This window comes from Enterococcus sp. AAFC-DPL-5182 (genome assembly GCF_058216605.1).
The window spans coordinates 705,128-729,788 of the sequence record NZ_CM177101.1; the positions used below are offsets into that span (position 1 = coordinate 705,128).

General features: G+C 36.9%; 22 protein-coding genes. 17 read left to right on the forward strand and 5 right to left on the reverse strand.

The window, feature by feature from the left end; genetic code table 11:
* The first annotated feature begins 180 nt into the window (after positions 1 to 180).
* The 7 genes from AC4BB7_RS03175 (at position 181) to AC4BB7_RS03205 (ending at position 8,689) form a co-directional block, all read left to right on the forward strand.
* Entirely contained in the window at positions 181 to 711 is a 531-nt protein-coding gene (locus AC4BB7_RS03175; RefSeq protein WP_490484399.1) for a potassium-transporting ATPase subunit C, read from the forward strand.
* Positions 712 to 782: 71 nt separating this feature from the next.
* Positions 783 to 3,455, forward strand: a complete 2,673-nt coding sequence (locus AC4BB7_RS03180) for a DUF4118 domain-containing protein (RefSeq protein WP_490484400.1) — start codon at positions 783 to 785, stop codon at positions 3,453 to 3,455.
* Positions 3,455 to 4,138, forward strand: coding sequence for a response regulator transcription factor (locus AC4BB7_RS03185; protein ID WP_490484401.1), 684 nt, complete (start codon positions 3,455 to 3,457; stop codon positions 4,136 to 4,138). Before AC4BB7_RS03180 ends, AC4BB7_RS03185 begins: the two co-directional genes overlap by 1 nt.
* Positions 4,139 to 4,169: 31 nt before the next feature.
* A complete protein-coding gene (locus AC4BB7_RS03190) occupies positions 4,170 to 5,288 on the forward strand; it encodes a glycerate kinase (RefSeq protein ID WP_490484402.1) in 1,119 nt (372 codons plus the stop codon).
* Between the two features lie 222 nt (positions 5,289 to 5,510).
* Positions 5,511 to 6,191: an ABC transporter ATP-binding protein gene (locus tag AC4BB7_RS03195; protein WP_086315490.1), complete on the forward strand. Its 681-nt coding sequence runs from the start codon at positions 5,511 to 5,513 to the stop codon at positions 6,189 to 6,191.
* A complete protein-coding gene (locus tag AC4BB7_RS03200; protein ID WP_490484403.1) occupies positions 6,192 to 7,475 on the forward strand; it encodes an ABC transporter permease in 1,284 nt (427 codons plus the stop codon).
* Positions 7,476 to 7,747: 272 nt separating this feature from the next.
* Entirely contained in the window at positions 7,748 to 8,689 is a 942-nt protein-coding gene (locus AC4BB7_RS03205; protein WP_490484404.1) for an NADP-dependent oxidoreductase, read from the forward strand.
* Positions 8,690 to 8,732: 43 nt separating this feature from the next.
* Here AC4BB7_RS03205 and AC4BB7_RS03210 read toward each other — a convergent pair whose 3' ends face one another.
* Complete coding sequence (locus AC4BB7_RS03210) at positions 8,733 to 9,044, reverse strand: ArsR/SmtB family transcription factor (RefSeq protein ID WP_490484405.1); 312 nt, start codon at positions 9,042 to 9,044, stop codon at positions 8,733 to 8,735.
* Positions 9,045 to 9,147: 103 nt separating this feature from the next.
* On the opposite strand from AC4BB7_RS03210, the gene AC4BB7_RS03215 reads away from it, so the two are divergent.
* The 8 genes from AC4BB7_RS03215 (at position 9,148) to AC4BB7_RS03250 (ending at position 17,835) form a co-directional block, all read left to right on the forward strand.
* Positions 9,148 to 9,786 carry a nitroreductase family protein gene (locus AC4BB7_RS03215; protein ID WP_086315494.1) on the forward strand — a complete coding sequence of 213 codons (639 nt, stop codon included), beginning with the start codon at positions 9,148 to 9,150 and terminating at the stop codon, positions 9,784 to 9,786.
* A gap of 13 nt (positions 9,787 to 9,799) precedes the next feature.
* The gene (locus tag AC4BB7_RS03220; protein ID WP_086315495.1) at positions 9,800 to 10,165 is read left to right on the forward strand and encodes a DUF1304 domain-containing protein; all 366 of its coding nucleotides are present in this window, start codon (positions 9,800 to 9,802) and stop codon (positions 10,163 to 10,165) included.
* 163 nt (positions 10,166 to 10,328) lie between these two features.
* Positions 10,329 to 10,925 (forward strand): nitroreductase family protein, encoded by a 597-nt coding sequence (locus tag AC4BB7_RS03225; RefSeq protein ID WP_086315496.1) that lies wholly within the window; start codon positions 10,329 to 10,331, stop codon positions 10,923 to 10,925.
* A 25-nt stretch (positions 10,926 to 10,950) separates the two neighbouring features.
* A complete protein-coding gene (locus tag AC4BB7_RS03230) occupies positions 10,951 to 11,796 on the forward strand; it encodes a VOC family protein (protein ID WP_490484406.1) in 846 nt (281 codons plus the stop codon).
* Positions 11,797 to 12,411: 615 nt separating this feature from the next.
* Positions 12,412 to 14,709 (forward strand): lectin like domain-containing protein, encoded by a 2,298-nt coding sequence (locus AC4BB7_RS03235; protein WP_490484407.1) that lies wholly within the window; start codon positions 12,412 to 12,414, stop codon positions 14,707 to 14,709.
* A gap of 176 nt (positions 14,710 to 14,885) precedes the next feature.
* Positions 14,886 to 15,536, forward strand: coding sequence for an ABC transporter ATP-binding protein (locus AC4BB7_RS03240; RefSeq protein ID WP_170923053.1), 651 nt, complete (start codon positions 14,886 to 14,888; stop codon positions 15,534 to 15,536).
* Positions 15,533 to 16,291 (forward strand): ABC transporter permease, encoded by a 759-nt coding sequence (locus AC4BB7_RS03245; protein WP_086315521.1) that lies wholly within the window; start codon positions 15,533 to 15,535, stop codon positions 16,289 to 16,291. Before AC4BB7_RS03240 ends, AC4BB7_RS03245 begins: the two co-directional genes overlap by 4 nt.
* Positions 16,292 to 16,434: 143 nt before the next feature.
* Positions 16,435 to 17,835, forward strand: a complete 1,401-nt coding sequence (locus tag AC4BB7_RS03250; protein WP_490484408.1) for a glycoside hydrolase family 1 protein — start codon at positions 16,435 to 16,437, stop codon at positions 17,833 to 17,835.
* A gap of 56 nt (positions 17,836 to 17,891) precedes the next feature.
* Here AC4BB7_RS03250 and AC4BB7_RS03255 read toward each other — a convergent pair whose 3' ends face one another.
* From AC4BB7_RS03255 to AC4BB7_RS03270, 4 genes are all read right to left on the reverse strand, one after another.
* Positions 17,892 to 18,614 carry a GntR family transcriptional regulator gene (locus AC4BB7_RS03255; protein WP_086315523.1) on the reverse strand — a complete coding sequence of 241 codons (723 nt, stop codon included), beginning with the start codon at positions 18,612 to 18,614 and terminating at the stop codon, positions 17,892 to 17,894.
* Between the two features lie 73 nt (positions 18,615 to 18,687).
* Positions 18,688 to 19,956: a PTS cellobiose transporter subunit IIC gene (gene celB / locus AC4BB7_RS03260; protein WP_490484409.1), complete on the reverse strand. Its 1,269-nt coding sequence runs from the start codon at positions 19,954 to 19,956 to the stop codon at positions 18,688 to 18,690.
* A gap of 181 nt (positions 19,957 to 20,137) precedes the next feature.
* Positions 20,138 to 20,944, reverse strand: coding sequence for a TPM domain-containing protein (locus AC4BB7_RS03265; protein WP_490484410.1), 807 nt, complete (start codon positions 20,942 to 20,944; stop codon positions 20,138 to 20,140).
* Positions 20,945 to 20,950: 6 nt separating this feature from the next.
* Positions 20,951 to 21,550, reverse strand: a complete 600-nt coding sequence (locus AC4BB7_RS03270) for a LemA family protein (protein WP_490484411.1) — start codon at positions 21,548 to 21,550, stop codon at positions 20,951 to 20,953.
* Positions 21,551 to 22,319: 769 nt separating this feature from the next.
* Between AC4BB7_RS03270 and AC4BB7_RS03275 the strand changes: the two genes are divergently transcribed.
* The gene (locus AC4BB7_RS03275) at positions 22,320 to 24,371 is read left to right on the forward strand and encodes a BglG family transcription antiterminator (RefSeq protein ID WP_490484412.1); all 2,052 of its coding nucleotides are present in this window, start codon (positions 22,320 to 22,322) and stop codon (positions 24,369 to 24,371) included.
* Complete coding sequence (locus AC4BB7_RS03280) at positions 24,368 to 24,649, forward strand: PTS sugar transporter subunit IIB (protein WP_490484413.1); 282 nt, start codon at positions 24,368 to 24,370, stop codon at positions 24,647 to 24,649. The genes AC4BB7_RS03275 and AC4BB7_RS03280 overlap by 4 nt, the downstream gene beginning before the upstream one ends.
* Positions 24,650 to 24,661: the final 12 nt, after the last annotated feature.

The following is a 24,661-nucleotide window of genomic DNA, read 5'->3' on the forward strand; positions in this document are numbered from 1 at the left end:
TCCATTTTCGGTCAAAACAAATCAAGTCCATTACACTTTTAAAATATCTAGCTTTACAGGCTAGCTCCTCGGAAAAAAGATAAAAATAGAGTGTGCCAAAAGGCGCCACAATCGATTTTTTCTATTTTTCAGACGAAGCTGATGAGCCTGTTCAGCCTTAAACGTTAGGAGAGAAGAACCGTGAAAAAAATAATGATTGCATCATTAAAAAGTATTCTAGTATTTACATTATTGTGCGGTGTAGTTTATACAGTTGCAGTCACACTTGTTGGACAAGTTGTCTTTTCAGCTCAAGCTAACGGCAGTTTAATCAAAAAACAAGAAGCTGGGAAAGAAGTTGTGATCGGGTCCAAATTGATCGGTCAGAAGTTTGAAGGAGAACAATATCTCCAAGGACGCCCTACAGAGGTGAGTCAATTATCACCCGTTTCAAAAGAACAAAAAGAGCGTGTCGAACAGCGAGTAGAAAAAATCAATGGAACAGATATTCCTGTCGATTTAGTAACAGCTTCAGCTAGTGGTGTCGATCCTGAAATTTCAATTGAAGGAGCCCTTTTTCAAAGTGAGCGAATCGCTACAGCCAGAAATATGAAAAAAGATGATGTCCGTGCTATAATCAAACAAAACATCACTGGCATCAAAATTGGCACAATCACGTCACAACGTGTGAATGTTTTGGGTGTTAATCAAATGCTGGATGAGTCTGAATAAATGGTAGGATCAGAAGCAACTCCTTCATAATTCTTGGAGTTGAACACTTCTGTCTCACCTAAGAATAAAGGATGGAGCAAAAAGTGGAAGAGGAACGTTTAGATCCAGAACAACTTTTAGCAAAATGGAAGAAGAACGAACAAAGCCTGAGGTCTGGTAGACTGAAGGTTTTCTTCGGTTATGCGGCAGGTGTGGGAAAAACCTATGCGATGCTTAAAGAAGCCCATGAACAACAAGAAGAAGGGAAAACAGTGCTGATTGGCTATGTGGAACCCCATGCTCGCCCTGAAACACAAGCATTAGTGAATGGCCTTCCTGCTTTAGCTACAAAAAAATATGAGTACAAAGGCATTACGATCAATGAATTTGATGTGGATGCGGCACTACAAGAAAAACCAGATATTATTTTGGTGGATGAATTGGCCCATACGAATGCTATTGGTGCCAGAAATAGAAAAAGATATCAGGATATTGAAGAGTTATTAAAAGCTGGCATTGATGTTTATACAACGGTCAATGTTCAACATATCGAAAGTTTGAATGACGTTGTTGAACAAGTTACAGGCGTGCATATTTCAGAAACAGTTCCAGATACATTTTTTGAAACGAGCTCACTAAAAGTTGTTGATATTGAAACAGAAGAATTACTTGATCGATTGAAACAAGGAAAAATCTATCACTCTGAAAATGCTAGAAAAGCAATGGCAAATTTTTTTACCACAGATAATTTGACGTTATTGAGAGGTCTTGCGATTCGTAAAGCATCAGATCATATCAATACGACAAATCAACAAGAAACACAAAAAAGTACAGGGATCCATTCTAAGTTATTAACGATCATCGACGAAAAAAATCCAGATATGACCAAAAAATGTTTACGTTGGACGGCTCGTTTAGCACAAGCTTTGGGCACAGAATGGATCGCCTTAGAAATTTTGGAGGATACGTCTGAACATGCTGAATCCGAAAATTCAAAGTTAGCCACAAAACTAGGTGGCGAAGTTGTTACTTTAGAAAGTGATAACCAACGAGAAACGATAGTTCAGTATGTGAAAATGCGCGGCGTCACTGATCTAGTGATGGGCAAAGTCATCAAACGCTCACGTTTTCTCCGCTTATATCGTCCTGATCTAGAAGATGAGTTAGTTGCATTTATTCCAGATGTGGACATTCATTTAGTTCCATACCAATCTAGTAAGTATTTATTGAATAAATACGCAACAAAGAAAAAGAATCTGAAAAGCATTTTCACGTGGCAAGATTTTTATATGACATGTGGCTTACTTACTGTAGCAACAATACTTTCTGAATTAGGTTCTTATTTTCATATTGGGGATCAAAATTTGATTTTGATTTATATTCTGTTTGTCTTACTGGTTGCTCGACTAACCACGGGATATCTTTGGGCAGCGTTGGCATCGATTGCCAGTGTCCTGATGTTTAACTGGTTTTTTGTTGAGCCGTTGTATTCATTGACGGTGTATAAACAAGGATACCCAGTGACGTTGATCTTCATGCTATTAGTGGCCTTATTAGTTAGTAATTTAATGATGCAGATCAAAAAACAAGCCTTTTATGCTATGAAACGAGAGCATCAATTAGAAATTTTATATGAGCTGAATAAGAAATATCTTGTGACACATGATCAAAAAGAGATTTTAACAACGACTGCTGAATATCTATCGAATATGTTGGACCGAGAAGTCGTCTTGTACGGAGAAGAAGAACTTAAAAATCCTTCAGGAGCACCAATCAAAGGTCCGTTAAGAAGTCTAGAAGAATTAGCTGTTGCCAATTGGGTGTTTGTTAATCAAAAAGAAGCAGGATATGGAACCGATACATTGATGGGGGCTAAAGCTTTATATTTGCCTGTTTTATCAAATGGTGTGACCTTAGCTGTAATCGGAATTGAGAAAAGTAAAGAAAACCCAATCACAGACGAAATCATTACCTTTATTGAACTAATTTCTACTCAGCTTTCATTAGCAATCGAACAAAATAACTTAACTTCAGAAAGACAACAAATTCTATTTGAAAATGAAAAAGAACGAATGCGCGGGAATTTATTACGAGCTATTTCTCATGATTTAAGAACACCATTAACTGGTATTTCCGGATCTGTAGAAACGATTTTAAATGACCATGAGACAACTAAATTACCAGAAGAAACGAAGCGAAAACTACTTGTAGGCATTAAAGATGATGCTGATTGGCTGATCCGCATGGTGGAAAATCTACTGTCGATCACCCGTATCAATGAAGAAACCATGAAAGTGGCTAAAAGCAAAGAAGCGGCGGAAGAAGTCGTTTCATCTGCTATTCAGCGTATTAAAAAAAGTTACCCAGAAAGTGAAATCAGTGTGACCTTGCCAGACGAATTTGTTATGGTGCCGATGGATTCGATTTTGATTGAGCAAGTGTTATTCAACTTGATGGAAAATGCGATTCGTCATTCAAATTGTCATGCGCCGATTTTTGTGGCCGTTACAGCTACTAGTAAAGATGTGACCTTTGAAGTAGCCGATCAAGGAAAAGGATTGACGAGCGAACAGATCAAATTGCTATTTGATGGAATGAGCAAACAAAATACACCTGTTGACTCTAAAAGCGGTATGGGGATTGGCTTATCGATCGTAAAAACAATCATTATGGCCCATGATGGGACACTGAATGTGGCTAATCGACCACAAGGTGGTGCAGTATTTACCTTTACTTTACCATTGGAAAGAAAGGAGCCAAAATAATGGCAACGATTTTGATTATTGAAGATGATACTGTGATTGCTGAATTTATTGGGGCGGTGTTGGAAAAAGAAAAGCATGATATCCGTTTAGCTTATTCAGCACTAGAAGGGTTCTCAACATTTCGGATGTGGCCAGCTGATTTAATTTTGCTTGATCTAGGTTTGCCCGATCAAGACGGGATCGAAGTGTTGAAAAAAATCCGAGAAACCTCACCTGTGCCGATCATCATTATTTCTGCTCGTGATCATGAAGACAATAAGGTAGAGGCACTAGATTTAGGCGCAGATGACTATATTACAAAACCTTTCGGAACGCCAGAATTACTTGCCAGAATTAGAACTGCTCTAAGGCATGCTACAAATGGAGCGAATCTGACTGAAGTAAAAAAGATAATCAATGGCAAATTGTGTATCGATATCGAACATCATACTGTTAGTAAAGAGGGACGAGTGATCCATCTAACGCCAAATGAATATAAGATCATCCAAGTTCTTGCTGAAAACGTTGGAAAAGTATTGACGCATACGTATATTTCTCAAAAAGTGTGGGGACCCTATAGTAATGAAAGCCAAACACTGAGGGTGAACATGTCCAATATCCGTAAAAAAATCGAAGACAATCCAGTCGAGCCAGAATATATTATGACAGAGATTGGGATTGGTTATCGAATGCTAGAAAAATAGAAAGCACATCATTCTTGAAAAGAGGGGCAAGATGAAGATATTGACAGCAATTGATTCTATGAAAGGATCTTTAAGCAGCATTGAAGCGAATCAAATCATTGCCGATGTCGTTACGAAAGAGGGGTATACTATCGAGCAAGTAGCGATAGCCGATGGTGGTGAAGGAACGGTTGAGGCTGTCGTGAAAAATAATAACGGTCAAAAAGTTGCAGCCCATGTACAAGCATTAGATGGCTCAATGATTGTTGCGTATTTTGGTTGGTTTGAGGCAGAAAAACTAGCTGTTATTGAATCGGCGGCGGCTTCTGGTATTCAATTTTTAAACGACACAGCTATGACCCATCCCAAAAATACATCTTCTTATGGAACTGGCCAGTTGATCTTAGCTGCAATTGATCGAGGTGCTCGAACCATTGTCATTGGTTTGGGGGGAACTGGAACAGTTGATGGTGGTATGGGATTATTAAGTGCATTAGGAATTGAATTTTTTGATAGGGAGCATCAAAAGTTGTCAGCTAAAGGTAGTAGTCTTGCTAAGATAAATAGTATTTCAAAAGAGGGATTAGATCCTAGGATACAAATGATCGATTTTCAGATTGCAGCAGATGTGAAAAGTCCTTTGACTGGGCCAGATGGAGCAGTTAAAATGTTCGGACAGCAAAAAGGTCTAGAGAAAGCAGAATTAGATGAGTATGAACTGGCAATGACACACTATCAAACTCTTGTACTTAAAGATGAATCATCAGCTCCAGGAGATGGCGCTGCAGGAGGACTGGGGTTTGCAATCAGAATTTTTTTGAAGGGTACTTCACGTTCAGGTTTTGACTTTATTTCTGAGCAGACGGGACTGGAAACGTTGATTCAACAAGTTGATTTAGTAGTCACGGGTGAAGGGAAAATGGATAACCAAAGTTTACAAGGAAAAGTACCAGTTGGCATTGCAAGAATCGCCAAAAAATATGGTATTCCAGTCATTGCTTTTGTTGGTCATTTTTCAGGAGATGAGTCCAGTTTTTATGATGAGGGAATATCAGTGATCGTTCCGATCATCGATCAGATTATGACGCTGGAAGAAGCGATGACTCATGCAAGCGAAAATCTAGGACGAGCGTCAAAGCGAGCTTTGCGTTTAGTCACGTTAATAAAATAATTAAAAAACAAGCTGATTTGGTTTCTCTAGCCAGATCCGCTTGTTTTTGTATGTAAACGTTTTTTTGACTTAGGTCTAACAAAGAGATAGGTCTTAGGTACCATGACAAGTCAGAGAACTTCCTGCAAAATGAATAGTGTAGAAGGGAGTAAAATGAAAAAAGGGTGAACGAAGTATTATATAACAAAAAAGTAAGTAGATAGAATCAATGGAGGGGAAAGCATGTCTGTAATCGAAGCAAGAAATATAAAGAAAAGTTATGGCCGTAATGAATCAAAATTTGATGCATTAAAAGGTGTGGATTTAAAAATCGAAGAAGGTGAATCCGTTGCAATTATCGGGAAAAGCGGTTCAGGGAAATCGACATTTATGCATATTTTGGCATTATTAGATAAACCAACTTCAGGAGAAATTTTATTAAATAACCAAGATGTAACAAGCATCAGCAAAAAAGAATTGGATAAAACACGAAACAAACAATTCGGTTTTGTGTTTCAGCAATTTTTCATGAATTCTAAAGATACAGTTTTAAATAATGTCATGTTACCGCTGAAAATCGGTGGTATTTCAAATAACAAACGTAAAGAAATGGCGCTTGAAGCACTGAAAGCTGTTGAATTGGATGATAAAATCAATAATAAGGCCAACAACTTATCTGGTGGACAAAAACAACGGGTTTGTATTGCGCGTGCATTGGTCAATAATCCCAAAATCATTTTTGCAGATGAACCTACAGGAAACTTAGATTCCACAACGGGTGAGAAGATCGAGCAGCTGTTATTTGATTTAAATAAAGAAAAAGGGATCACACTGATTATTGTCACTCATGATCCAGAACTTGCCGCACGCTGTGATCGACAAATCCATGTGCGTGACGGATTAATTGTGGGAGGGAACGAGTAGATGAAATTTAGTGATATTTTAAAATCAGCCAGTTCAAATTTAATGCGGAATAAAGGGCGGACAATTTTAACAATAGTAGCCATCTTTATTGGGGCATTTACCATTTCGCTTACAACAGGCGTTAATATTGGAGTCAATGATTACATCGATAAACAAGTCGGCAGCGTAGGCGGCCAAAATCAAATCATGATCCAACCCAAAATGACTGGGGGACCTAGTGAAGATGGCGAACCAGAAAAATATGATGAAAACAAAAAAACAAGCTCAATGCAACAACAGGAAGCTTTAGATAGTAAAGATCTTGAGAAAATCAAAGAGATCAAAGGCATAAAAAATGCAGAGGCAATGAAATCTGTTTCAACAAGTTATATTTCAGGAAATAACAATGAGAAATATGTTTTTTCAGGAATGCCGATGGTGGAAGAACTGAATGTAGATCTTGAAGCAGGCAAAAAGCTTGACCAAAATAGTTCAGAATTTCAACTCAATTTAGCACCAGAATATGTGAAATCTTTAGGGTATAAATCAAGTGAAGAAGCTATTGGTAAAACCGTTAAAATTGCAGCACCTTCTGCTGCTACTGGAGAAGAAAAAGTAGTTGAAGCGACCATCGTTGGTGTACGTAATACTAGCTTGATACAAGGTGGAATCTCTCTATTGAATCGCTCTCTTGTTGATGAAATTTCAAAAATCAATGAAGCAGGATTACCAGAAGCGATGACTGGACAATATGGTCTGATCATGGGTGAAATGAGCAAAGATGTGACTAAGACAGAAATCGCAGATGTAAAAGAACGGTTAGATAAAGCGGGTTACATGGGACAAACAGTAGAAGACCAAATCGGCATGATCAGAAATGTGATCAATGCAATTACAGGTGTTCTAACAATGTTTGGTGCGATTGCCTTATTAGCAGCAAGTTTTGGAATCATCAACACGTTGTATATGTCAGTTCAAGAACGTACAAGAGAAATCGGTTTGATGAAAGCAATGGGACTTAGCAGTGGGAAAGTCTTTACGATTTTTAGTGTAGAAGCGGCGTTGATTGGCTTTTTAGGTTCTCTTTTAGGGATCTTAGGAGCAGTCGGAGCAGGTGCGTTGATCAATCAAATCGCAGCTGATTCCTTCTTGAAATCATTAACAGGCTTTACATTGATCCAATTTTCACCATCTTCATCTGCTGTGATTATTCTGGTAATCATGGGAATCGCATTCCTTGCAGGAACATTACCAGCACGTAGAGCAGCGAAACTCGATCCAATTGAATCATTGCGTTATGAATAAGAACTAATGTATAAGGGGCTGAGATATAACTCGAGGAGTTATATCTCAGCCCCTTAAAATTTGAATAAACGGTAGTGAAAAAGCTACTATTACGTTACACTTCGATCACAGTGCTCCCTTTTTTCTAAGTCCTAAACCACTAAGAGTTGAAGGCTTTGCCAATAGGCACTTTTGTATCAAATTCTTATTTTTTGTAAGCATATTTTTTACCTAAATAAAAAATAAGGAGTATACTGAGTTCACATTTAGTTAAAAACGGAGGAATCTTAAATATGAAAGCAGTAGTCATCAATCAATATGGCAGTAAAGAAGAACTAACGGAACAAGACGTAACTTTACCTGAGTTAAAAGCAAACCAAGTGCTTGTTAAAGAGCATGCCACATCCATCAACCCAATCGACTGGAAATTAAGAGAAGGCTATTTAAAACAAATGTTTGACTGGCCATTCCCGATTATTTTAGGCTGGGACGTTGCAGGTGTTATCACAGAAGTTGGTAGTGATGTAACTGACTGGAAAGTTGGCGATAAAGTTTTTGCTCGTCCTGAAACCACACGTTTTGGTACGTATGCAGAGGAAACGATCGTTGATGCTGATTTGTTAGCGAAAATCCCTGAAAATGTTTCTTTTGAAGAAGCCGCAGCTGTTCCTTTAGCTGGCTTGACAGCGTTACAAGCGCTTTTTGATCATGGAAAACTTCAAAAAGGCGAAAAAGTCTTGATCCATGCTGGAGCTGGTGGCGTAGGAACATATGCAATCCAACTTGCGAAACAAGCGGGCGCTTACGTCATCACAACAGCGAGTGAAAAAAATCATGAATTGCTCCAAAAACTAGGCGCAGATGAAATAATCGATTATCACACAACGAATTTTGCAGATGTCCTAACAGATATCGACTTAGTATTTGATACAATGGGTGGCGATATCCAAAAATCAAGTTTTTCTGTGTTAAAACCGAATACAGGACGTTTGATTTCAATCGTTGGGATTGCAGATGAAGCATTGGCGAAAGAAAAAAACATCAAAGCCGAAAGCATCTGGCTTCAAACAAACGGGAAACAATTACAAGAAATTGCTGATTTAATGGCTGCTGGAAAAGTGATTTCAGTAGTTAGAGAAGTCTTTCCTTTTTCTAGACAAGGTGTTTACGATGCGCATGCATTAAGTGAGACACACCATGCTGTAGGGAAAATTGTTATCAAGATGGCTGACTAAATAAAATAGACCATCCCCAACAGGTGAATTTGTTGAGGATGGTCTATTTAGTTGTGTTTCCTGCTCTAAAGCGGATCAGTTCTATTAATCCAGGCAACTCTTGCTGGATGTACTCTTGATTTAAAACATAGGTTTTCGCAGTTCCGATTTTAATTTCTTGAATCAGCTGAGCATCCTTCAGTAACTTTATGTGGTGAGATAAAGTCGATTTTACAATATTATATTTTTCTGAAGTAATTCGTTTTTCACCATCAAGTAATAAGCAAGTAAGGATATTCAAACGAATTGGATCACTGACAGCTTGAAGCGCTTGAAGAACAGGATCATGGTTGTTATCGGCTATTTTATTTTTCATAAACAGATTATAACATAAACATTCTACTTTACATATCACGGAGGGAATGATATATTTTTAATGTTCGAAAATAATCGAACGAAAGAGAGAGATGAGGGATATTATGGAAAACACATATAAAGAAAATAATTTTGATACGATCATGAAAGGCAGAAGATCGGTTCGTAACTACGATCCGACAGTTAAAATCAGCCGAGAAGAAATGGAGCAAATCATTAATGATACTGTTAAAGCACCATCTTCAGTGAATATGCAGCCATGGCGCTTTACTGTTGTTGAAAGTGATGAAGGGAAAGAAGCTTTAGCACCTCTTGTCCGTTTTAATAAAGTACAAAATGAAACTTCAGCTGCGATGATCGTGATTTTTGGTGATTTAAATAGCTTTGAACATGCTGAAAAAATCTATGGTACAGCTGTTGAACAAAATTTAATGCCCCAAGAAGTGAAAGAACGTCAACTAGAGATGTTGAGCCCTTTGTTTGAGCAAATGTCTACAGAAGATAAAAAGGAAATGGCGACGATCGATGGCGCATTGGCTGCGATGAACTTGATGCTAGTAGCTCGTGCGTATGGCTACGATACAAACCCTATTGGTGGCTTTGAGCGTGAGAAAATTGCAGAAGCATTGGATATGGATAAAGAACGTTATTATCCAGTGATGATTGTTTCGATCGGTAAAGCAAATGAAGAAGGTTATCCTTCATACCGACTACCAGCTACTGACATTACAAATTGGAAATAGAAGGAGAAATCTCATGCATATTATTCCTTTAGTTTTAGCTGTGATCGTTGCAATTGAACATTATTACATTTTATATTTAGAAATGTTTCAAACGACCTCTCCTGCGGCACAACGTAGCTTTGGATTGGATAAAGAATTTTTGAATGATCCAAGAGTACAAACATTATTTAAAAATCAAGGTTTGTACAATGGATTTTTAGCTACAGGAATTTTATGGGGGGCATTTTTTGCTGCTAATAGTTGGAGCGTGGTAATGTTCTTTATCATCTGTGTAGTTGTTGCTGCAGTCTATGGAGGACTGACTTCATCTAAATCGATTTTGATAAAACAAGGTATTCCGGCAATTATTACAGTTGTAGCGCTGTTGATTTTTAGATAGAAATAGAAAAGTTTAAGGCGAGAAATCTCTTGTCTTAGGCTTTTTTCTTTTATTTTGAAAAAACTTATAAAAAGTAAGTCAAATCTCTTTACTTACTTTTAGTAAGACGATATACTGTGAAGGTAATCTAAAAACTAATTCGAATCGAAAAGGAGCAATACACATGACAGAATTTATTCAAGCATTAAAAAAACGCCGTTCAATCTACGCTTTAGGAGATAACTTACCTCAATCACAAGAAGAAATCAAAGCTTTGGTGAAAGAAGTTGTTAGAGAAAGCCCAACATCATTTAACTCACAAACACAACGTGTGGTTTTCTTATTCGGCGATGCGCATAAAAAATTATGGTCAATGACAGAAGAAGCGTTGAAACCTTTGACACCTGCAGAAGCATTTCCAAATACACAAGCGAAATTACAAAGCTTTGCAGCGGGAACGGGTACATTGCTTTTCTTTGAAGATATGGATATCGTTAAAAACTTACAAGAACAATTTGAATTATATGCAGATAACTTCCCAGTATGGTCAGAACAAGCAAGTGGGTTGACACAAGCCAACGTTTGGACTGCATTAGCACAAAAAAATATCGGTGCCAACTTACAACATTACAACCCAGTAATCGATGAAGCCGTTGCGAAAGAATGGTCTATTCCAAGTCAATGGAAATTAAGAGCACAACTTGTTTTCGGTTCAATCGAAGCTGAAGCTGGCGAAAAAGAATACATGGAAGATAGCGCGCGTTTCTTAGAATTTAACTAATTAAAAGCAAATGGGGGAGAAAAGTATGGTGTACACATTACCTAAAGAAACGATCGTAAAACAAGTGAAGTTGAAAGTGGAAAATCTGGATGCAATGACAGAATTTTATACACAAATGATTGGCCTTGTTTTATTGAACAAAGAACAAAATACAACTTTCTTAGGTGCACAGAATTCTTCTGAAGCAATTGTGATTCTGGAAGAGCTTGTTGATCCTATCCTAAATGATAAAACAACAGGATTGTACCATACCGCTTTTCTCTTACCAACGCGTAAAGATTTAGGGAATAGCTTGTTATGGCTATTACAAAATAATATTGAAATCGGTGCAGCTGATCATGGTTACAGCGAAGCAATCTATCTAAGTGATCCAGAAGGCAATGGTATCGAAATCTATCGAGATAAACCAATGACAGAATGGGATATTCGAGCAGATGGAGAAATCATTGGTGTAACGGAAGAATTGGATGGAGATGGCGTCGTCGCAGAAGCAGACGGTCAATGGTTAGGTATGGCACCAGTATCAAGAATTGGACATGTTCATTTACAAGTTGCAGATTTAGAGGAGACGGAGACGTTCTATGAAAAGCTTGGTTTTTCTTTAAAATCAAATTTTGGCAGACGTGCGAAATTCTTTGCCGCAGGTGAGTATCATCATCATATCGGGACGAATACTTGGAATGGAGAGCATGTATCTTTAATTGGTGAGAACCAGTTAGGTTTAGCGTGGTATACATTCCAGTTGCCTTCTAGAGAAGCGTTTGAGTTGTTTGTTAAGCAGCTTGATGAAACTTCTGTTGAGTATGTGAAGGAAAATGAGCAAGTAGTGATCCAAGATCCAAATGGGATGAAGATTAAGTTTGGATATTAATAAAGAAGAGAATGGGAAAAGTATTTAACTCTGAGAACCAGGTAGGTACTATGCAACATCAATTTGTCCTCGTTGTGTGTCACAGAAATTTCAGCTTATTTCCAAAGTCTTCAGCTCTTAGTGCTTTAGCGCTTAGAAAATAAAGGAGCAAGGTGATCGAAGTGTAATGTAGTAGTTACTTCTGGTTCCATCGTTTATCCGGATTCCACGTGAGTGGGATATGACTCGTAGAGTTATGTCCCACTCACTTTTTTTGATTTATATAGTAGTAAATGATTAAGCTAGGGAAGTTAAGCTTACTAAAAAAAGTTAATAACTGAAGATGGAAAAAATAAAGCAGAAGTTAGGATATATTTTTTTATCGTATAAGTATCTCTCTCCTCTATGGATTGTTATTCAAAATATTCTATGGATAATATGCACCTAGTTATCAGGCTTCCATTTTGATGAAGATTTTGATTTTCTTTTTTGGGATCCAGAAAAATAGTGAAAATCTAAAGAAATTCTATGTTTGTCTGACGAAAATCTATTTTTTTAATAATGTTATCTGTTTATACTTATCATTGTAATACTTAAAGTTTGTATTTTTGAAAAAAGAAAATTGGGGGTTGGGAAATGATTAGTAAAAAGAAAAATAAATGGTGTGTTGGTGTGCTAGCGGTATTTTCATTCTGTAGTTTTGGTTTATCAAAGCAAGCGATAGCAGAAAGTTATCCAGCTGCTTTTGATCCGAGGCAAATGGGAACTGTGACACCTGTAAAACAACAAGTAGGTAATTTTTGTTGGGCGTATGCGGCAGTGACGGCAACTGAACAAAATTATGTAAATAAAACTGGTATTCAAGCGGATCTATCCGGAGATTACTATGCACGTCTTTTAGAGGAGAATGGATATTCAGGTGCAGATATGGTTTTTGAAAGAGCGATGGGCTGGCAAGGACCAGTCTTAGAAAAAGATTTTTCTAGTGACGGACCAGGCTCTCATTCAAAAGAAGAACTGGAAAAAGTTCCAGCAGCGGTTCATGTTCAAGGATTTACAACATTACCTGCATTGACAAATTTCCAAACGAATACGGCAGATGAAATTACCAATCGAATCAATAAAATTAAGAGCGCAATTTATAACCATGGTAATGTTACTTCTTCTAGAAATGGTCTACAATCTTATCGGACTGACCATGATTCACAAAATGTATTGGTGCAAAACGCAGTTGATTACCCTGACCACGTGGTCACTATTGTTGGTTGGGATGATTCTTTTTCGAAAAATAAATTCACATATAAACCTGCTAGAGATGGCGCCTTTATTGCAAAAAATACGTGGGGAACGAATTGGGGACAAAAGGGGTACTATTATATCTCTTATGAAGATGCTTACCTTCGTAATCAAGAGCTATATTTTGTTAATTCTGTCGAAAGCCCTAACAATTACAAAGCAAAATATGGTGAAGGAGTTATAAATGGAGGAAGGCGCATAGAGACAAAGAGCAGCAAAACATTCGGTCATGTATTTGATGCACCAAAAGAAGCAGAAAAAATTGATGCAATCAGTATTCGGACAGCCGTTGAAAATGTTCCTTATGAGATATATGTTAATCCAAATGGTGTACCAACAAAAGGATTAGAAGGGTTTACCAAAGTGGCAGCTGGAACCAAAGCCGACATTGGTGCAGCAACAATCAAACTAGAGCAATCAATTCCAATTACATCGAAAGAGAAGTTTTCTGTCGTAATTAAGCTTACTAAACCAAGTAATTTGGATAAAATGCCTATTCCAGCAGAACTGGGTGCAATAGGCAGAGAAATATTTAGAGGCCACTCTTTAGATGAAAATAACAATTGGAAAAAAGAGAGTGACACAAATTACCTATTTAATGTTTATACGAACAGCAATGAGCCTGTTAACCTAGGACTTATTAAAGACGTATTCCCAGCACCAAATTTTGCTGCTGAGATTGCTAAACAACTAGGTAAATCGATACATGATTCGCTGACACAAGAAGAAGCAGATAAAATAAAATCTATTGTGTTAAGCGGATATCACAATCAGGAAGTAGATAATGCTCAAGGTATTGAGTATTTGTCTAATTTAGAGTATCTAAAATTTCAAGATGGAAAACTTTCAACATTAGACCTTAGTAAAAATAAAAAGCTTAACTGGCTTGAAGTTTCGGGATCGTTAATAACAACTCTTGATTTAAAGAATAATCCAGAATTGAGATGGATTGACGCTACAGGAAGCAAACTAACTTCAATTGATATAACTAATTGTACTAAATTAGAGTCGCTGCAATTAGGCACGAATAAATTAAAGACAATTGATCTTAGCCGAAATCCTAAACTAAGTTTTTTAAGTATCTATCGTAATCAATTAGAATCAATCGATGTCAGTAAAAATCCAGAATTGAATCATCTATATTTAGGATTAAATGAGTTGGCTGCAATTGATGTGACCAAAAATCCCAAATTGTACTATTTAAGGGTAGACTCCAATTCTAAAATTGCAAAAATCGATCTCTCAAACAATCCATCCTTATTAGAGCTAGGTGCGGGTAAAACAAGTGTGAGAAACATCGATACGTCAAAGCTTCCTAACTTAAAATATTTAGAACTTGTTGGAAATCAGTTAAAAGAGATTGATATTACCAAGAATCCGAAACTTGAGAATCTATATATTTCTAAAAATCAACTAACAGCTATTAACTTAAAAAATAATCCAGCGATTCGCTTTTTAAGCATCGGGGAGAATCAGCTAAAAGCTCTTGATTTAAGCGTAAACTTACAGTTGATTTCTCTAGATGTTCGGAATAATCAATTATCAGTACTAGATTTAAGCAAAAATCTAAAACTTAAGGAAGGAACCTATCAGACTGACAACAATCCAGGAATAAAGGTAACGCCACCAAAGGTTTAAATTTGACTATTCACAAAGAAAACATATACAAGATATACTATAAGTAGTTATCAGGTGTGAGTATGGTTCAAGCCATATTCTCATCTGATAACTTATTTTTGATTAATAAATTATGAAATATTGTTGATATTATATGATATGATAAAAAGTGAAGAAATCACGAGGAGTGAAAGAATTTGGAACTAATTCTAAAGGCGGATCATATCTCTTATGAAATCGAAAATAAACAAATTATCAACAGTATTGAATTGGAAATCGAACAAGGCAGTCACCTGACGATCACTGGCCCATCTGGTGGTGGGAAAAGTACTTTTTTGAAGCTGCTTGCTTCGTTATTAACGATAACAAAAGGAAAAATTTATTTTAAAGGTGACGATATCGCAACACTAACACCTGAAAATTACCGTATGCAAGTCTCATACTGTTTTCAACAACCTTCTTTATTCGGTGAAACCGTACGGGATAATTTCATATTCCCATATGAAATACGCAAAAAGGACTTTCAAGAAAGCCACGTACTAGAGTTGCTAGAAGAAGTAAAACTACCTGAAAGCTATCTCGACAAAAAAATCACCGAATTGTCTGGCGGAGAAAAGCAGCGTATTGCGTTGATTCGTAATGTGATATTTCTACCAGAAGTTCTGCTTTTAGACGAGGTCACAGCTGGTTTAGATGAAGAGAGTAAACAAATCGTCAATCAATGGCTATTGAAGTTGAATCAAGAACAAAATGTGACCTTGATTCGTGTGACTCATGACGCAGAAGAAATTGCGCAATCAACAATCATTAAAAAAATCGTAGCAGGAAGATTGGAGGAGGAAAAATGAACTTAGCCGTGAATGATCTTTCATTATTATTTGCTGGAATGTTGGTCATTGTTGCCTTACTAATCAGCTATAAAGAAAAACTAGGGTTTACGAAGGATATTGTTATTAGTGTGTGTCGCGCAATCATTCAATTAGTTTTAGTTGGGTATCTGCTGAAGTATGTATTTCAAGTAGATAATGCACTTTTGACGGTCGTGATGGCAGGGGTCATCATCATTAATGCCGCATTGAATGCGGGAAAACGTAGTAATCATCTTAAAAATAGTTTTTTGATTTCTTTGTTAGCGATCTTTTGCAGTACAGGAGTGACGATTGGTGTCCTGGTTTTATCCGGTGCGATTCGTTTTATTCCTTCACAAATTATTCCAATTAGTGGGATGATCGCAAGCAATTCCATGATTGCGATTGGGTTATGTTATCGGAATATGGATAGCTTGTTTCATGATCAACGACAAGCGGTTCTTGAAAAACTTGCTTTAGGTGCAGATATCAAACTAGCCTCACGTTCAATCGTCAGAGCGAGCATTCGAACAGGGATGGCGCCGACAATCGATTCTGCGAAAACGGTTGGTATTGTTAGTTTGCCAGGGATGATGTCAGGGTTGATTTTTGCTGGTGTGGATCCTGTTCATGCGATAAAGTATCAAATCATGGTGACTTTTATGCTGCTTTCTGCAACAAGCATTGGTTCGGTCATTGCAACTTATTTAGCGTATAAACAGTATTATAATGAGAGAAAACAATTGATTATTTAGTAAACTTTCTAAAAGATAAGATGACATCCATCTTATCTTTTTTATATACTTTGTAATTAAAAGTATAGACATTTCTCGAGGTTCGCTTTATAATAATAGTGAATACGATGAGTGAAAAATGATTCGATGAAAGAGGGATAGCGATGCAAAGAACATTTAAAGAAGATTTTTGGTGGGGAGCTGCAACATCAGGTCCACAAAGTGAAGGACGTTTTAATAAAAAACATGCGAATATGTTTGATTATTGGTATGAGATCGAGCCAACTGACTTTTACGATCAAGTGGGTCCAGATGTAACCTCAAATTTTTACAATAGTTTCAAAGAAGATATTACTTTGATGAAAGAAATTGGCTTAAATAGCGTTCGTACCTCGATTCAATGGAGTCGTTTGATGGATGATTTGGAGCTTGGAACGGTTAATGAAGATGCAGTTCGTTTTTACAACGAGGTAATTGATACGTTTTTAGAAGCTGGAATTCGTCCTGTGATGAATTTACATCATTTTGACTTGCCTGTTGAGCTGTATCATAAATATGGTGGTTGGGAATCCAAACATGTGGTGGAACTGTATGTGAAATTCGCTGAAAAATGTTTTGAATTATTTGGTGATCGGGTGAAAGACTGGTTTACACATAATGAACCCATCGTAGTTGTTGAAGGTGAATACTTACACCAGTTCCATTATCCAAAAATAGTGGATGGTAAAAAGGCGGTGCAAGTAGCCTACAATCTAAATCTGGCATCAGCTAAAGCGATTCAAGCATTTAGAAAATTAGGACTCCAAAATGATGGTGGCAGAATCGGAATCATTTTAAACTTAACACCGACATACCCCGCTTCTGATAGTCCAGAAGATTTAGCGGCGGCAAATATTGCGGAATTATTTAACAATCGTATGTTTTTAGATACGGCTGTTCATGGTGAATTTCCACAAGAGTTAGTTGATTTATTTATCAAAGATGGTGTCCTTTGGGAAAGTACATCAGAAGAATTAGCGGTGATCAAAGAAAATACGATCGATGTTCTAGGTGTGAATTTCTATCATCCAAATCGTGTAAAAGCGCCAGATATTGCACCCAATAGTGTGGGCGAGTGGCTTCCAAATCGTTATTTTGACGAGTACAATATGCCGGGACGTCGTATGAATATTGACCGAGGTTGGGAAATATATCCTAAAGCATTGTATGATATTGCCATCAATATTCGTGATAATTACAATAATATTCCATGGTTTGTTTCTGAAAATGGAATGGGGATTTCTGGCGAGGAACGTTTTATGAACGAAGAAGGAGTAGTTGAAGATGATTATCGGATTGATTTTATTCGAGAACATTTAGAATGGGTTCATCAAGGGATTGAAGAGGGTTCAAATTGTTTTGGCTACCATTTATGGACACCGATCGATTGTTGGTCATGGGCAAATGCATATAAGAACCGCTATGGCTTTATCTCTACAAATATCCATACACAAATCAAAACCATCAAGAAATCAGGGCATTGGTTTAAAACCGTCGCTCAAACAAATACAGTAACAGATAAATAAAACGCAGAATGTGAGGTCAAACTGAAAACGGTTTGGCCTCACATTCTTTTTTCTAACTAGGCATAGTCAACATTTAAAATAGAGTAACTTCTTTGATCGTAGCGATTTCGACTACAAGAAAACTCGATAGGACGTCCATTTTTTGAATAGACGACTTGCTGCACTTCAAGAACCGGATCATCTTTTTTACAGTTTAGATATTGTTGATCGTATTTATCAGATTTATCTGCTTGAATATTTCGATACGCTCCTGCAAAATCAAGCGATAAGTGTTCCTTAATATAGGTATAAATCGATTCTTTCAGAATATCCGTTGTTAAGCCAGGTACTAGATCACAAGGCATGTAAGTATGTTCCAAAATAAAAGGCTCATTCTCCAGAATTCTAAGACGGATGATTTTATAAACAGGCTGTTCTTTAGAAATAGCTAACCGTTCTTGGACTTCTTTTGAAGGAAATTCCACTTCAAATAAAATGACTTCACTTTTTAACTCTTTATGGCGATCATGCATTTGTTTGCTAAGACCATCATATTCATTGGCAGGTGAAGTATCTTTATCCCAAAAAGACCGATTCAATACTTTGGTCCCAGAACCTCGTTGAGAGTATAAAAGACCTTCCATGACTAAAATCCCGATTGCCTTTTTTACAGTCATTCGACTTACGTTGAATTCTTTTACTAAGTCGGTTTGGTTAGGAATCAAGGTGTCTGTTTTGTAAATATTATTTTTTATTCGTTCACGCAAGGTATCTGCGATTTCTTCATATTTTGGCTTCATATCGTTACAACCTCCTCTTCTGTATTGTAACTGATTATGAATGTATAGACAATTAAAGAAAAAGAAAGTGCAGTTAAATCGCACTTTCTTTTTCTTTGTCTAATAAGCGTAAGAATGGGTACCAAATCAAACCAACAAGGATTAAATCGACAAGTTGTAAAATACCACCTAAGATGGAATTTGTTGCTAACATGCCGCTAAAGAAAATCGGAACAGTCCATGGAACGGAAACCCCAGTTGGAGGTGGAACAATGCCTGCTACCATTACAAGATAATTAAGCACTGTAACGATTAGTGGAGCCAAGAGCCAAGGAATCAAAATCGTTGCATTCAAAACGATCGGCAGACCAAAAATCACGGGTTCATTTACGTTAAAAATTCCAGGAGCTAAGCTTAAACGTCCAATATCTCGGTATTGTTTTTTCTTCATGATAAATGCCATGATCAAAATAACTGCAAGTGTCATACCGGAGCCACCAAGACCTACCGTAAAGGTTTCCATAAATGGTTTTGTAATGATGTGTGGTAATTTTTCTCCTGCTTTATAGGCATCTAAGTTTTCTAACATCAAGGTATTCCAAATAGGATCCATTACGGAATTGACGATGATTTGACCATGTAACCCGAAGAACCACAGGAATTGAACAAAGAATAAGGCAATCAATGTTGCAGGTAAACTACTACCTAAACCAACTAACGGTTTTTGAATGACTTCGTAAATAACATCATGCAGATTTGTATTGAATAAACCTGTCACGATCGCATTGATAAATAGGAAAACAGATAACGTTAAAATAGCAGGAATCAACGCAGCAAATGACTTAGCAACAGCCGGTGGGACACCATCAGGCATTTTAATTTGCCAGCCCTTTTTGGTTACTCTACAATAAATTTCACCAGCAAGAAAAGCCGCGATCATCCCAATAAACATCCCTTTAGCACCTAAACGATCTAAAGATAATACACCAGAAACTTCTGTACCATCTTCAAGCGTCATCATAAAAGGCGTTAAAAGTAGAAAACTAGCAAATGAAACTGCTCCGCCAAAGATCCCTTCAACATCATACGATTTAGATAAATAATAGCTGATACCGAACGTAACAAAGACTGCCATAATACTCATTGTTGCATTTTGACCATTACCAAACAAAGAGGATAAAGTTCCTTTGGTCGCATCACTGAAAAAAGGTAAGTTGTTGATCACAACGATGATCGATCCGAACATAGTTAATGGAAATGACAACATAAAAGCATCTCTGAGAACAGAGAGGTAGCGATTTTGCCCAAGTTTATTTGCAAGCGGCATGATTTTTTCGCCAAGAGAATCCATAAAACCATTCATACTAATCAGTCCTTTATATTTGATTTGTAATCGATTACAAAAAATAATATACCATTTTACTTGGTAAATGTCTATACTTTTGTATTTAAAGATTATATATTATTTTAAGGGCAAAAAAAGAGTAAACCAAAAAGGTTTACTCTTTTTTTATTTAGCTAGCCAAAATAGGTGCGATCAGTTCTTAAATACTAGCGCCACCGCCGCCGGAAGAACCGCCTCCTCCAGAGAAGCCGCCACCGCCGCCAAAGCTTCCGCCTCCGATTGAAGAGCCGCCACCAAAGCCGCCGCCGCCCCAATACCAAGGACCACCGCCGCGACCACCACGTCCTCCTTTAGAGAATAGAAACGGTAAGATAATAAGAAGAACAAAGAAAACACTGAAAAATCCTTCCCCATCTGAACTGTCTTCGGATTCAACTTGTTCTATTTCATCATTTGACAAGGCATTTTTATCTGCAGGATAGTCATAATGTTTATCAATCAAGGTCGTTACGGCATTAAATGTATACTGCAGACCTTTATTGATTGAAACAGGGTTACTTGATTTTAAATCATCCTTAGCCTGTTGCAGAATATTTCCAGAAATACTATCAGTGATTACGTCTTCTAAGCCGTAACCAACTTCGATCCGAACATTCCGCTCACCGTCATTTACTGCGTAAAGAATCAAAACGCCGTTATTTTTTTTTTGATTTCCGATGCTCCATTTTTGAAAAAGATCGGGTGCGTAACTATCAATACTATCACCATCAGTCGAATTGATTACAGCTAAAACAACTTGAGGAGCTTCTGGTTTTTCTTTATAAAGCTCGCCTTTTCGTTCAACTAAATTTTTAGTTGTCTCATCCAAGATTCCTGGTTGGTCTAAATAAAAATGATCTGGTGAAGCAGGTAAGCTTTCAGCAAATGCTGGTGTTTGAAAGCTGACGAAAAGGGTGACAAGGAAAAATAATACGCTAGGTAATAAACCTCGTCTAAAAAATTTCATGAATCATCACTTCCCACTAGATGTGCTAGTAGAATTATCAAAATTCACAGAAGGTACAGTGCTAGCTGTTGGATCAGCTTTAAAGTAATCCTTCTTACCTAGACCCATCATATTTGCAAAGATGTTTTTAGGGAAAGAAACCACTTGTTCGTTGTATTCTTTAACAACATCATTGTAACGTTTACGTTCAACTGAAATGCGGTTTTCTGTTCCTTCTAATTGAGTCATTAACGTTTGTACATTGTTATTTGATTTTAGTTCTGGATAATTTTCATTGATGACATTGATCAAAGTACCTACAGATTGATCCAACTCTTGGCTGGCTTTGATTTTATCTGAATCATTGTTTGCAGATCCGTATGCTTCACGGGCTTTAGCAATATCACCAAAGACTTTTTGTTCTTGTTGCATACTACCTTTAACACTGTTGACTAAGTTAGGAACCAGATCTGCTCGACGTTGCATCACGTTTTCTACTTGGCTCCATTGTGACTCAACTGATTGTTCTTTCTTCGCTAATCCGTTGTATTGACTGATTCCGAAAACGCCTATTAACACAATGACGATCACAGCAATCAAGCCAAATTTTGTTTTGTTGTTTTTCATAAATTTTTCCTCCTAAAATTTAAAAGTGTAGTGAGCTCGTCCAGTCTCGACAGAAAAATAGGAAAATAGGATTGTGACGCTTCATGTCACAAGCAAATTTTATCTTTTTTCCGAGAGACTAGCTCTTGAAACTAGATACGAATAAAAGTGTAATGAGCTCGTCCAGTCTCGACAGAAAAATAGGAAAATAGGATTGTGACGCTTTATGTCACAGGCAGATTTTATCTTTTTTCCGAGAGACTAGCTCGTGAAGCTAGATACGAATAAAAGTGTAATGAGCTCGTCCAGTCTCGACAGAAAAATAGGAAAATAGGATTGTGACGCTTTATGTCACAAGCAAATTTTATCTTTTTTCCGAGAGACTAGCTCTTGAAACTAGATACGAATAAAAGTGTAGTGAGCTCTTTAAACTTGATGTAATGGTATTGTAACATTATTGCAATGTTGAAGCATCCATCTTAAGCCCTATTTTTATAAATAAATGGATTTATAAAGCTAATTATAAGGATTTTTAGTCGATAAGCCAAAGAAACCGACTTTCAAAAATAATTCGTTCCTATAGAAATGGATAGTTTGTCAGAGTTTATATTTTGTATTGGTTTAAAACGTAAACAAGAAAGCTATGGAGTTAGTAATCAATTGACTTCCTTCGTTTTTTTGTTATTTTTTTAGTTGAGTCCAATCGTTTTGAAAAGTCAAAACGAAATTAGACCCAACGTTTCTTTGGTTTGTAGCGTTTACATTATATAGTGAATACAGGAGGAACAAGATGATTGATTATCGAATGAGTTATCTTATCAATAAGCCGTACGGAGTAGGTTACACCATTCAAGAAATCGAGGAGATCACAGGAATGCCCGCTGAAACGATCATCGATCAGCTAGGGAAACTCAATGAGCAGCTGCAGAAATTTTCCTATGAGCAAGTGTACTGGAAAAAAGACAAAATTTATTTTTCTAAGAGAGTATCTGAGAAATGGTTGGAACTTCATTTTGGAAAGCTAGAAACAGAGATTTTCTATTCGGAGTATGAAAGGCAAGCGCTAGTGTATCTGTTGACGTTTATCGCAGATGAGGATTTATCTGTTTATCATTATCAAGAATTTCTTCAAGTTAGTAAGAATACCATTTTGGCGGATATCAAAAAGGTGCGGGAACGTTTGAGTAAGAAGCAACTCAATTTAGAGTATTCGAGAAAAAAAGGTTTTTATTTGACGGGTCTTGAAGAACAGATTCGTATACAAGCCCATCAAATGATTGCCAATGTAGTTACGTCAATTTCAGGAAAATGGGGTTTGACAAAGGGATTGATGAACTATTCAACCATTTTTGAAGCCGATGTTCGTTCTTATTTTTTTGAGACGATCAAAGCCAATGAGCTAGTGATTGTTCCAAGCCGGATCGAAGAGACGATTTATTTTATGTCTTATGTTTTAAGACGTGCTAAGACTTATTCTTTTAGAGTGGATGAACAAGTAGACGTTACTTTAAAAGAACTAAATGCTTTTTCAGCAAGTCAGCAATTTTTGAGACAGTTCCCAGAAATAGTAGATTCCGAAATGGAGCAATTTTATTTTACTCTAATTTTTATGACGATCACGCAAGGGGAAATCAGAGATACTGCCTTAGAATATTTGCTGGAATGCGCTAGCCAAATCATTCATGAAATGGAACGTTTAGCAGCAATTGAGTTTAAAGCGTATCGAAAATTACTGCTAGATCTGTTTTATCATTTGGTGCCAGCTTTTTTTAGAATCAAGTATCAATTTTCGCTAGCTAATGTATTGACCGAAGAAATCAAAGAACAGTATGGTGAAATATTCACCTTAACCAAAACGGCGCTGTGTCCATTAGAAAAGTTGGTGGGTAAACCAATTCCAGACGAAGAGGTTGGTTATTTTACGATTTTATTTGGTGGTGAAATTGGCAATCAACGGGAGCTAAATCGGGTGATCCGTTATAAAGCATTGGTTTTGTGTCCAAGTGGTATCAGTTCATCCTTAATCATGCAATCAGAATTGAAAGAGCTCTTTCCAACAATCGATTTTAGCTTAACAACAACCGTCGATCAACTCGAAAGTATTGCTGAATCTGAATATGATGTGATTTTTTCTAGCGTTCCATTGAATACACCAAAGAAAATCTATCTAGTCAATCCAATCATGTCTCAATTGGAAAAGAATAATTTAATCCGTTGTGTGCAAGAAGATTTACTGATCCCTGGAATCATAGTTCCTTCTATAGATGAAATTATCGAGACTTTATTACCGTATATCGAATTAAAAAAAGATGTTACCAAAGAAAAAATTTACCGTATCTTAAATCGCAAAATGATCAAAAAATTGAAAGTGAAAGAAGATGAGAAGCCAATGCTATCGGAGTTGTTAACGACAGATATGATCCAGTTGACGGATAAAAAATTAGAGTGGGAAGAAGCAATTGCTTATGCAGCTCAGCCTTTGAAAACGCAAGGGAAAATTACTGAGGGCTATATTGAAGCAATGATCCAAAAGGTCAAAGATTATGGAGCCTTTATTCATATTGGCAAAGGTATCGCATTGCCTCATGCAAGACCTGAAGATGGGGTCAACCAATTGGGGATGTCTCTTTTAAAAGTGGAAGAGCCTGTTTTACTTTTAGATGACCTAAAGCATGACATTACGATTTTTATCTGTTTGGCAGCTGTAGATAATGAAATGCATTTAAAAGCCTTGGCGAGTTTGACGAAAATTTTATCCAACAAAGAGAATTTAGAGAAATTATTAGCAGCAAAAGACCAAGAAACAATCATTCAGTTAGTAAAGGAAGGAGAATCATTATGAAAATGGCAGCAGTTTGCGGATCTGGTTTAGGATCTAGTTTTATGGTGGAAATGAATATCAACAGTGTGTTAAAAGAATTGGGGGTAACAGGTGTTGAGGTAGCGCATTATGATATGGGCAGTGCAACGCCTGATTTAGCGGATGTCTTTTTTGTAGGTGGGGATTTAGCGGCTAGTGCTCAGCACTTAGGGAATGTGGTTGTGTTGGACAGTATTATTGATATGGATGAGTTAAGAGAAAAGGTCAAAGCGGTTTGTGTGGATGAAGGGTTACTCTAAACTGAAGAAGGT

Excerpts from the sequence above, each read along its gene's own strand:
- AC4BB7_RS03180 (WP_490484400.1), top strand. The coding sequence starts at position 783 with ATGGAGCAAAAAGTGGAAGAGGAACGTTTAGATCCAGAACAACTTTTA.
- AC4BB7_RS03185 (WP_490484401.1), top strand. The coding sequence starts at position 3,455 with ATGGCAACGATTTTGATTATTGAAGATGATACTGTGATTGCTGAATTT.
- AC4BB7_RS03190 (WP_490484402.1), top strand. The coding sequence starts at position 4,170 with ATGAAGATATTGACAGCAATTGATTCTATGAAAGGATCTTTAAGCAGC.
- AC4BB7_RS03195 (WP_086315490.1), top strand. The coding sequence starts at position 5,511 with ATGTCTGTAATCGAAGCAAGAAATATAAAGAAAAGTTATGGCCGTAAT.
- AC4BB7_RS03200 (WP_490484403.1), top strand. The coding sequence starts at position 6,192 with ATGAAATTTAGTGATATTTTAAAATCAGCCAGTTCAAATTTAATGCGG.
- AC4BB7_RS03205 (WP_490484404.1), top strand. The coding sequence starts at position 7,748 with ATGAAAGCAGTAGTCATCAATCAATATGGCAGTAAAGAAGAACTAACG.
- AC4BB7_RS03210 (WP_490484405.1), bottom strand. The coding sequence starts at position 9,044 with ATGAAAAATAAAATAGCCGATAACAACCATGATCCTGTTCTTCAAGCG.
- AC4BB7_RS03215 (WP_086315494.1), top strand. The coding sequence starts at position 9,148 with ATGGAAAACACATATAAAGAAAATAATTTTGATACGATCATGAAAGGC.
- AC4BB7_RS03220 (WP_086315495.1), top strand. The coding sequence starts at position 9,800 with ATGCATATTATTCCTTTAGTTTTAGCTGTGATCGTTGCAATTGAACAT.
- AC4BB7_RS03225 (WP_086315496.1), top strand. The coding sequence starts at position 10,329 with ATGACAGAATTTATTCAAGCATTAAAAAAACGCCGTTCAATCTACGCT.
- AC4BB7_RS03230 (WP_490484406.1), top strand. The coding sequence starts at position 10,951 with ATGGTGTACACATTACCTAAAGAAACGATCGTAAAACAAGTGAAGTTG.
- AC4BB7_RS03235 (WP_490484407.1), top strand. The coding sequence starts at position 12,412 with ATGATTAGTAAAAAGAAAAATAAATGGTGTGTTGGTGTGCTAGCGGTA.
- AC4BB7_RS03245 (WP_086315521.1), top strand. The coding sequence starts at position 15,533 with ATGAACTTAGCCGTGAATGATCTTTCATTATTATTTGCTGGAATGTTG.
- AC4BB7_RS03250 (WP_490484408.1), top strand. The coding sequence starts at position 16,435 with ATGCAAAGAACATTTAAAGAAGATTTTTGGTGGGGAGCTGCAACATCA.
- AC4BB7_RS03255 (WP_086315523.1), bottom strand. The coding sequence starts at position 18,614 with ATGAAGCCAAAATATGAAGAAATCGCAGATACCTTGCGTGAACGAATA.
- celB (WP_490484409.1), bottom strand. The coding sequence starts at position 19,956 with ATGAATGGTTTTATGGATTCTCTTGGCGAAAAAATCATGCCGCTTGCA.
- AC4BB7_RS03265 (WP_490484410.1), bottom strand. The coding sequence starts at position 20,944 with ATGAAATTTTTTAGACGAGGTTTATTACCTAGCGTATTATTTTTCCTT.
- AC4BB7_RS03270 (WP_490484411.1), bottom strand. The coding sequence starts at position 21,550 with ATGAAAAACAACAAAACAAAATTTGGCTTGATTGCTGTGATCGTCATT.
- AC4BB7_RS03275 (WP_490484412.1), top strand. The coding sequence starts at position 22,320 with ATGATTGATTATCGAATGAGTTATCTTATCAATAAGCCGTACGGAGTA.
- AC4BB7_RS03280 (WP_490484413.1), top strand. The coding sequence starts at position 24,368 with ATGAAAATGGCAGCAGTTTGCGGATCTGGTTTAGGATCTAGTTTTATG.